The organism is Thermorhabdus hydrogeniformans (assembly GCF_049310025.1).
Lineage (GTDB): Bacteria > Bacillota > Thermosediminibacteria > Thermosediminibacterales > Tepidanaerobacteraceae > JBJYKD01.
In genome coordinates this window covers 1-259 of the sequence record NZ_JBJYKD010000203.1, presented here as the reverse complement: position 1 = coordinate 259, position 259 = coordinate 1, and the positions used below count along the sequence as shown (strand labels likewise).

Genomic DNA, 259 nt, shown 5'->3' with positions numbered 1-259 from the left:
ATTAATGAGTCATTCTGCAACGTGGCAGAGGTTATGGGAGCTTCGACGGTTGCGGTCAGTTGAATCAGCACAGTGGTTGGTACAGCGGTCGCTGTTGAAGATATGGCGGGAGGCGCTGTTGTTGGTGCAGCGGCATCTGAACAGGCGGCGAGAAGCATCACGACCATGAATACAGTGCACAAAACAAGACCTTGTTTTTTTGACATTCTGATCTCCTCTTTCAGGATTCTGGTGAAATCTGGAGCAGTGATTCCAGAGA

At 49.4% G+C, this 259-nt stretch carries 1 pseudogene; it reads right to left on the bottom strand.

The features are described 5' to 3' along the window. Positions 1-206: pseudogene (locus ACKX14_RS16120) on the bottom strand (hypothetical protein); the annotation flags it as partial. Between the last annotated feature and the right edge of the window lie 53 nt (positions 207-259).